2 protein-coding genes are annotated in these 9,999 nt (G+C 72.3%); both read right to left on the bottom strand.

The features are described from left to right. A partial coding sequence (locus ACFV3R_RS34235) for an SDR family NAD(P)-dependent oxidoreductase (RefSeq protein ID WP_385591384.1) occupies positions 1 to 7,719 on the bottom strand: 7,719 nt, incomplete at its 3' end. A 42-nt stretch (positions 7,720 to 7,761) separates the two neighbouring features. Continuing rightward, the coding region (locus ACFV3R_RS34230) for an SDR family NAD(P)-dependent oxidoreductase (protein ID WP_385591382.1) at positions 7,762 to 9,999 on the bottom strand (2,238 nt) is incomplete at its 5' end.

Below are 9,999 nucleotides of genomic sequence, written 5' to 3'. Positions count from 1 at the left end.
CTGCTTCCCCAACTCCTGCACCAACTCCAACGTGGCCGCCGTCCCCCGAGGCACCCACCCCTCACCCGGCAGCAACGACTCATCCAACGCCAGCAGCGACACCACACCAGCCACATCCCCTGACGTAACCCCGCCGAGGCCGGCCAGATCCACCCGAACGACCTCCGCACCCCTCTCGCCCAAGGCGCGTCCGATCACCTCGGCCTCATCACCGCCACCGTCACCGTCACCGACGCCGCCGCCGCCGACCAGGAGCCACGTCCCCGACAGGACACCCGCACCCTCGCTCCCCGGCTGCCACACCACCCGATAACGCCAGTCCGCCACCGACGCATCAGCCTGCCCACGACGCCGCCACGCCGCCAACGCCGGCACCACCGCACTCAAACTGCCGCCATCAACCTCAAGCGTCTCCGCCAGACCACCCAGATCACCGGCCTCCACCGCAGCCCAGAACTCCGCATCGCCTCCAGAGTCCTTTCCGGCTTCCGTCGTGGACTCGGGCAGAGCAGAGCTCGCCCAGTAGCGACGGCGTTGGAAGGCGTACGTCGGAAGCTCGACGACCTCGCCACCACCGAGCAGGTGGGCCCAGTCCACGGGGACACCCCGCACGTAGCCCTCGGCCAGTGAGGTCAGCAGTCGGTCGGCGCCACCGTCGTCGCGGCGTAGTGTGCCCACCACCACCGGGGCCGCCTCCTCCAGGGCGTCACTGATGGCCCCGGTCAGCACGGCGTGGGGTGAAACCTCCACGTAGATGCCGTGCCCCCGGTCGGCGAGAGTGCGAATCGCCCGCTCGAACTCGACCGTCTCGCGCAGTGAGGCATACCAGTAGGCCGCGTCCAGCTCCGGACCAGTGATCGACTCGCCGCTCATCGCCGAGACCATCGGCACCTGACCCACGCGAGGGGTGATGCCGTCCAGGGCGGCCAGGATCTCGGCGCGCAGTTCGTCCACGTGCGCGCTATGCGAGGCGTAGTCCACCGGGACCATCCGGGTGCGCACCGACTCCGGGCAGGAGGCGGCCAGTTCACGCAGCGCCTCCGGCTCGCCGGAAACCACGGTGGCCCGCGGGCCGTTGACCGCCGCAACCGACAGCCGGTCCCCGAAGCCGGCGATCCGCTCCCGCACCGCCTCCACCGACTCGCCCACCGACATCATCCCGCCACGCCCCGCCAGCGCCCGAAGCGTCCGACTGCGCAGCGCCACCACCCGCGCCCCGTCCTCCAGCGACAGAATCCCGGCCACCGTCGCAGCAGCAATCTCACCCTGCGAATGACCCACCACCGCATCGGGACGCACCCCCGCGGCCTGCCACACCGCAGCCAACGACACCATCACCGCCCACAACGCCGGCTGCACCACATCCGCAGCCTCAAAACCATGCAGCCCGGCCAGGACGTCGTCCAACTCCCAATCCACGTGCGGCGACAGAGCCCGACCACACTCCGCAAGCCGCGCCGCAAACACCGGCGAGACCGCAGCCAGCTCCCGGCCCATACCGACCCACTGACTCCCCTGACCCGGGAAGACGAACACCGTCCGACCGGCGCCGCCCACCGCAGCCGTCCCGGTCACCACACCAGACGCAGGCTGACCCGTCGCCACCGCCGCCAAGCCGGCCGACAGCTCCTCACGGCCGGAGCCCAACACCACCGCACGATGCTCGAAGGACGAACGGGTCATGGCCAGCGACCACGCCACATCACCCGGCTCCAGCTCCGGCCGCGCCAGGACGTACTCACGCAACCGACCCGCCTGCGCCGCCAGGCCCTCGCTCGTCCGGCCCGAGAGCACCCACGCCGGGACAGGTGGCGCCACGGGCGGTGCTCCCACGCCGTCTGCGGCTTCTGCACGGTCCTGGGTGTCGGAGGTTCCCGTCAGGTCCGTGTCTCCGGGAGTCTCAGGGCTGGGCTGCGGTGCTTCCTCCAGGATGACGTGGGCGTTGGTGCCGCTGACGCCGAAGGCCGACACCCCCGCCCGCCGCAGACGCCCCCCAGCCGGCCACTCCACCGGCTGCTGGAGCAGCGCGACGTTCCCCGCCGACCAGTCCACATGCGGCGACGGCTCCTGCGCATGCAACGTCCGCGGCAACACACCATGCCGCAGCGCCAACACCATCTTGATCACACCCGCCACACCCGCCGCACACCCCGTATGGCCGATGTTCGACTTCGACGAACCCAGCCACAACGGCCGATCGGCGGGCCGCTCCTGGCCATAGGTGGCCAACAACGCCTGCGCCTCAATCGGGTCGCCCAGCGCCGTACCCGTCCCGTGCGCCTCCACCGCGTCCACGTCCGCCGGCACCAGGCCCGCGTTGGCCAACGCCGCTCGGATCACGCGTCGCTGCGAGGGCCCGTTGGGAGCGGACAGGCCGTTGGAGGCACCGTCCTGGTTGACGGCACTGCCCCGCACCACGGCCAGCACACGGTGACCGTTGCGCCGGGCGTCCGACAACCGCTCCAGCACCAGCACACCCGCACCCTCACCCCAGCCGATACCGTCGGCCTCCGCCGAGAACGCCTTGCACCGCCCGCTGGAGCCCATCCCGCCCTGGTGGGAGAAGTCCATGAACGCGGCTGGTGTGGTCAGCACCGCCACGCCACCGGCCAGTGCCATCGAGCACTCGCCGGACCGCAGTGCCTGGGCGGCGAGGTGCAGGGACACCAGCGAGGAGGAGCAGGCGGTGTCGACCGTCACTGCCGGGCCCTCCAGCCCCAGGACGTAGGAGACCCTGCCGGAGAGGACGGCCGTCAGGCTGCCCGTCATCATGTAGCCCTCGGAGCCCGAGGCTCCCGAGCCGTACCCGGACCCGGTGGCGCCGATGAAGACGCCGGTGTCCGATCCCTTCAGCTCGGTCGGAGCCAGTCCGGCGCGTTCGACGGCCTCCCAGACGACCTCCAGCAGCAGACGCTGCTGCGGATCCATCGCCAAGGCCTCACGCGGCGAAATCCCGAAGAACCCCGCATCGAACTCCGCCGCGTCGTACACGAACGCACCCTCACGCACGTACGCCCGACCCGACACCGCCTCCTCGCCACCGAACGCCCGCTCGAACTCCTCCCAGCCACGATCGGTCGGAAAGGCCGAAACCGCATCGACCCCTGCGGTGAGCAGCTCCCAGAAACGCTCGGGCCCCGTCACACCACCCGCATAACGACACCCCATCCCCACCACCGCGATCGGCTCGTCGTCGACCGACGTGACGCTTGGGACCGCGAGTGCGCTGTCGGTTTCGACCCCGAGAAGCTGGCTCCGCAGGTGTTCCGCCAGGGCCGCTGCGTTCGGGTAGTCGAAGATCAGAGTGGAGGGCAGCTTGACCCCGGCCTCCGAGGCCAGACGGTTGCGCAGTTCGATCGCGCCGGGCGAGTCGAAGCCCAGGTCCTTGAAGGCGCGTTCGGGTTCCACGGCGTCCGCCGAATCGTGGCCCAGCACGGCGGCCGCGTGACGGCGGACCAGGTCGGTCAGCTGCTGTTTCTGGTCGGCTTCCGGAAGGGCCGCCAGGCGCCGGCCCAGCTCGCTCGTCGGCGTTGCGCGCGTGCCGGAGCCGTCTCCGTCCGTCTCGAGCGCCTGCCGCACCTCCGGCAGCGACGAGATCAGCGGGCTGCTCCGGCGCATGGTGAACGTGGGGGCGAAGACCTCCCAGTCGATGTCGGCGACGGCCATCGCACCTTCGCTGGCATCGACCGCTTCGGCCAGGGCGCGCATCCCCCGCCGGGCATCGATCACGCCCATGCCCAGGCTGCGCATCTGCTCGGCTGCCACGGCGCCGACCATGCCACCGTCGCCCCACAGTCCCCAGGCGACCGTGGTAGCGGCCAGGCCGTGGGCACGGCGCCGGTCGCACAGGGCGTCGAGGAACGCGTTGCCTGCGGCGTAGGCGGACAGTCCGCCGCTGCCCCAGACGCCGGCGCCGGAGGAGAAGGTCACGAACGCGTCGAGGTCGTACCCCGCGGTCAGCTCGTCGAGCCATCGGGCGCCGCCCACCTTGGCGGCCGTGACCTGTGCTAGGGAGGCGACGCTGGTGTCGGTGACGGGGCCGCCCGAGCTGGCGCCGGCGGCGTGGATGATCGAGGACAGCGTCGGGCCCTCGGCGTCGACGTGCTCCAGCAGACCCGCGGCCTGGTCACGGTCAGCGATGTCGCAGGCCAGCACGTCCACAGCGGAGCCGCGTTCGGCAATACGGGCGGCCAGTCGGGCCACGTCTGCCGCGGCCGGGCCGGAGCGGCTGGTCAGCACCACCCTTCGAGCCCCGCGCTCGGCCAGCCACGACGCCGTGTGGCCCCCGATGCCGCCGGTGCCCCCGGTCACCAGAACCGTGCCGCGCGGCGTCCACTTGGTGCTCTGTTCGGCCGGTCCTGCGTGCACCAGGCGTCGGCCCAGCACGCCGCGGGCCCGGAGTGCCACCTGGTCCTCGTCGAGGGCGCCGGTGACCACGGCCACGAGGCGCGCCGCCGCGGCCTCGTCCAGCTCTTCGGGAAGGTCGACCAGTCCGCCCCAGCGCTCCGGCAGTTCCAGGGCGGCGACCCGGCCGAGACCCCACACCTGGGCCTGGTCCGGGCTACCGACCTCTTCGCCGGGACCGGTGCCGACCGCACCACGGGTCAGCACCCACAGCGGAGCCTCGATCCCGGCCCCGGCCAGGGCCTGCACCAGTGTCAGGGTGCCGGCGGTTCCCCCCGCCAGCCAGGGGTGGTCGGCAAGGGGCTCCTCGTCCAGTGCGAGCAGGGAGACCACGCCCTGAACATCGGCCGGGACCGGGCCGAGCCCGGCGGAATCGACGGTGACGACCTCGGCACCCCGCTCGGACAGCGCCCGCTCCACGAAGGCCGTCTCGGCCTCCGTCCCGTTGCCGGAGACCAGCAGCCACGTTCCCGACACGGAGGTGTTCCCGGACTCACCGACGGGGGCCCACTCGATGCGGTAGCGCCAGTCGGCGACAGTGCGGCTCGACGTGGCAGCCGTGTGCGTCGGCCAGTAACGGCGGTGCTGGAAGGCGTAGGTGGGGAGGTCGACGGTCTCTCCGCTTCCGACGACGGCGGCCCAGTCCACGGGCACGCCCCGCACGAAGCCCTCGGCGAGCGAGGTGAGCAGCCGCTCGGCACCGCCGTCGTCCCGGCGCAGTGTGCCCACCACCACCGGGGCCGCTTCCTCCAGGGCGTCGCCGATCGCACCGGTCAGCACCGGGTGCGGCGACACCTCCACGAACACCCCGTGCCCGGACTCACCCAGACTGCGCACCGCCCGCTCGAACTCGACCGTCTCGCGCAACGAGGCATACCAGTAAGCCGCGTCCAGCTCCGGCCCGCTGATCGACTCGCCACTCATCGCCGAGACCATCGGCACCTGACCCACGCCCGGAGCTATGCCGTCCAAGGCGGTAAGGATGTCGGCGCGCAGCTCGTCCACGTGCGCGCTGTGCGAGGCGTAGTCCACCGGCAGGATCCGCGTACGCGTCCCCTCATGCGCCGCGGCCAACTCCCGCAACGCCTCCGGCTCACCGGAAACCACCGTCGACCGCGGCCCATTGACCGCCGCAACCGACAGCCGGTCTCCAAACGCGGCGATCCACTCCCGCACGGTGACCGCGTCCCGCTCCACCGCCATCATCCCGCCACGCCCCGCCAACGCCCGAAGCGTCCGACTGCGCAGCGCCACCACCTTCGCCGCATCCTCCAGCGACAGAATCCCGGCCACCGTCGCAGCGGCAATCTCACCCTGCGAATGACCCACCACCGCATCGGGACGCACCCCCGCGGCCTGCCACACCGCCGCCAACGACACCATCACCGCCCACAACGCCGGCTGCACCACATCCGCAGCCTCGAAGCCATGCAGCCCGGCCAGGACGTCGTCCAACTCCCAATCCACGTGCGGCGACAGAGCCCGACCACACTCCGCAAGCCGCGCCGCAAACACCGGCGAGACCGCAGCCAGCTCCCGGCCCATACCGACCCACTGACTCCCCTGCCCCGGGAAGACGAACACCGTCCGACCGACACCGCCCGCCGGGACCGCACCAGTCACCAGGTTGGCCGCCGGCAGTGCTGAGGTCAGCGACTCCAGCCCCGTGGTCAGCTGCTCGCGATCGGGGCCCAGCACCACCGCCCGGTGCTCGAAGACCGCACGCGTCGTCGCCAGCGACCACGCCACGTCACGCGGCTCCAGCTCCGGCCGCGCCAGGACGTGCTCACGCAACCGACCCGCCTGTTCCACCAGGGCCGCCCCGTCCCGACCCGACACCCGCCACGGCACCACCCTCACGCCGGCAAGCACCGCAGGACGCGAGGTTGCCTCACCGGCCTCACCCGCGCTCGGGGCCGCGGCCTCACCACCGGTCTGCGGCTCCTCGCTCTCCGGGGTCTCGGCGACGATGACGTGGGCGTTGGTGCCGCTCATGCCGAACGCCGACACTCCGGCGCGGCGGACGCGACCACTCTCCGCGGGCCACGCGACGGGCTCTTTGAGCAGCTTGACGTTCCCGGCGGACCAGGTCACGTGGGGGGAGGGTTGTTCGGCGTGCAGGGTCTGGGGCAGTCGGTCGTGCTGTAGGGCGAGCACCATCTTGATGACGCCGGCGATGCCCGCCGCCTGCTGGCTGTGGCCGATGTTGGACTTGATCGAGCCCAGCCACAGCGGTCGGTCGCCCGGGCGTTCCTGGCCGTAGGTGGCCAGCAGCGCCTGCGCCTCGATCGGGTCACCCAGCGTGGTGCCCGTGCCGTGCGCCTCCACCGCGTCCACGTCGGCCGTCGAGAGGCGGGCGCTGTCCAGGGCTGCCCTGATCACCCGACGCTGCGAGGGGCCGTTCGGTGCCGTGAGGCCGTTGGACGCGCCGTCCTGGTTGACGGCGCTTCCGGCCACGACCGCCAGTACGCGGTGTCCCAGCCGCCGTGCGTCGGACAGGCGCTCGACCACCAACGCGCCTGCGCCCTCGGCCCATCCGGTGCCGTCGGCGTCGGCCGAGAAGGACTTGCACCGACCGTCCGTGGCCAGGCCCTGTTGCCGGGCGAACTCGGCGAAGGTCATCGAGGTGGCCATGACGGTCACGCCGCCCACCACCGCGAGGCCGCAGTCACGGTTGCGCAGCGCCTGGCAGGCCAGGTGCAGCGCCACGAGCGAGGAGGAGCACGCCGTGTCCACCGTCACCGCCGGACCTTCCAGGCCCATCGTGTACGCCACTCGACCGGAGATGACGCTGCCGGCGTTGCCGGTCATCAGGAAGGCGCCGGCGCCGGGGTCGGTCTCGACGACGCCCACGCCGTAACCGGACGACGACGCGCCGGCGAACACTCCGGTGCGTGAGCCCTTGAGCGCGGTGGGGTCGATGCCCGCGCGTTCGACGGCCTCCCAGACGACCTCCAGCAGCAGTCGCTGCTGCGGGTCCATCGCGAGTGCCTCACGCGGCGAGATCCGGAAGAACCCCGCGTCGAAGTCGGCAGCGTCGTGGACGAACCCGCCCTGGAGGGCGTACTCCGTGTCGGCGCCGGCGTCCTCCCAGCCCCGGTCGGTCGGGAACGCCGACACCGCGTCGGTGCCCGAAGCGACGAGCTCCCACAGGTCCTCGGGACCACGCACCCCGCCGGGGTAGCGGCAGCCCATACCGACGATCGCGATCGGCTCGTGACTGCGCTCCTCCACGTCGGCCAGCTTCTGCTGGGCATCGTGGAGACTGGTCATGGTCCACTTCAGGTAATCGCGCAGGGTCTCTTCGTCAGCCATCGCAACCTCGTCTGCAGTCGGTCTGGGGCTTGTCTGAGGAGCTCACTCGGAGCGACCGAGCTGCTTGTTGATGAACTCGAACATCTCGTCGTCGGACGCCGTCTCGATGCGCTCGGCGACGGCCCTGCCGGTATCGGTGTCCGTGGTGCCTGCGTCCGTGCGCAGGCGGGCGGCCAGGCGCTGCAGGCGGGCGGCGACCAGTTCGCGGGTCTCCTCGTCCGCCTCCGCGGTCGTCAGGAGGCCCTCGAACCGGTCGAGTTCCTCGGTGATGCCAGCCGGTTCCCCGCCGTCTCCGACGAGTTCCCCCCGCAGGTACGCGGCGAGGTCGGCGGCGTTGGGGTGGTCGAAGGCCAGAGTGGCCGGCAGGGCCAGTCCGGTCACCGTCTGAAGCCGGTTGCGCAGTTCCACTGCCGTGAGCGACTCGAAGCCCAGTTCCTTGAAGGACCGGTCCGGTTCCACCTCGGCGGTGCTGGAGTAGCCCAGTGCGGTGGCGGCTTCGGTGCGCACCAGGTCCACCACCGTGCGTTCCTGCTCCGCCGGGGTCATTTCCGCCAGGCGGCGCGCGAGGCCGCCGCCGATCTGCGGGTCGGTCGGCGTCTCGTCGGTGAGCGCGCTCCTGGCGTCAGGCAGCGAGGTGAGCAGGGGGCTCGGCCTGCGCACCGTGAAGGTGGGGGCGAAGGCCGACCAGTCGACGTCGGCGACCGCGACCACGCCCTCGCCGGCGTCCACGGCCTGGGCAAGGGCCCGCACACCCAGTGCCGGGTCCATGCGCCGCAGCCCGGCGCGGCCCAGCTGTGTGCCGACGTCCCCGGCGCCCATGCCGGCGCCGCCCCACACGCCCCAACCGAGTGAGGTGCCCGGCAGGCCGCGGGAGCGCCTGTCCTCGACGAGGGCGTCCAGGTAGGCGTTGGCGGCTGCGTAGGAGGGCTGCATCGAACTGCCCCAGGTCGCGGATATGGAGGAGAAGACGACGAATGCGTCGAGGTCGCGGCCGGCGGTCAGCTCGTCCAGCCAGCGGGCGCCTGCCGTCTTGGCGGTCACCACGTTGGCGTGGGCCTCCGGGGTGACCGCGTCGGTGGCGCTGAACTGTCCGATTCCGGCTGTGTGGATGACGGCGCACAGGTCCGGCATGCGGTCGATCACCGCGGCGACCTGGTCGCGCTCGGCGACGTCACAGGCGAACACCTCGGTGGTGGTGCCGCGCTCGGCCAGTTCTGCCGCCAGTACGGCGGTGCCCTGAGCGGCTGGGCCGGAGCGGCTGGTCAGGGTCAGGCGCGGCGTACCGCGCTGGGCCAGCCACCGGTCGACGCCGGTGGCGATGCCGCCCGTGCCGCCGGTGACGAGCACGCTGCCCCGCGGGTGCCAGGTGTGTCCGGTGGGCGGCAGCGGGGCCCGTTCGACGCGGCGGGCCAGCAGGCCCGTGCGGCGGAGAGCCACCTGGTCCTCGCCCGTCGTCCCGCTCAGCACTGCGGCGAGCCGGGTCGCGGCACGGGCGTCGAGGGTCGCGGGCAGGTCGACCACTCCGCCCCAGCGCTCGGGGTGCTCCAGCGCGACCACCCGCCCCAGGCCCCAGGTCTGGGCCTGCGCCGGGTCGGCCGGCGGTCCGGCGGGACCGGCTTCGACCGCCCCGCAGGTCAGTGCCCACACGGGCGCCTGCACGCCGGCGTCACCGAGGGCCTGCACCAGGCTGAGGACCTGGGCGACGCCCTGCGGCACCGCGGGTTGACCGGGCAACGAGGTCTCGCCGGGGGCGGGGAGGACGACCAGTCCGGCCAGGTCGTCGACACCGCTCAGCTCGGTGGTGAGCAGTGCGGCGAGTTCGGCGCGGTCCGCGCTCCGAGTGACCAGCCGCAGGACGCGCGCGCCGTGGGTGGTGAGCGCGTCGTGGACGGGTTCCGGTGTGCGGTCGGGCGCGGAGAGCAGCAGCCAGGTGCCGGTCAGCGGGGCGGGGGCCGGGTCGGGGACCTGTTCCCAGGTGACGCGGTAGCGCCAGTCGGCGACGGCGGAGTCCTCACGTTCGCGGCGTCGCCAGTCGGCGAGTGCCGGGAGGGCTTCGTGGAACGGACGGTCGCCGTCTATTGCGAGGCTCTCCGTCAGTCCGGAGAGGTCACCGTCCTCAACCGCGCTCCAGAAGCCGGATTCGGTCTCCGAGGCGGCGCGGCGTTCGGTGTTCCGTGCTCGTGCCTCGGGCCAGTAGCGGGTGTGCTGGAAGGGATACGTCGGCAACTCCACCGACCGCCCCGACAACACCGACCGCCAATCCACCGACCCACCCGCCAC

The sequence above is a fragment of the Streptomyces sp. NPDC059740 genome, from assembly GCF_042733155.1.
Lineage (GTDB): Bacteria > Actinomycetota > Actinomycetes > Streptomycetales > Streptomycetaceae > Streptomyces.
The sequence above is the reverse complement of the archived record's forward strand: the minus strand, read 5'-3'. Positions and strand labels throughout refer to the sequence as shown.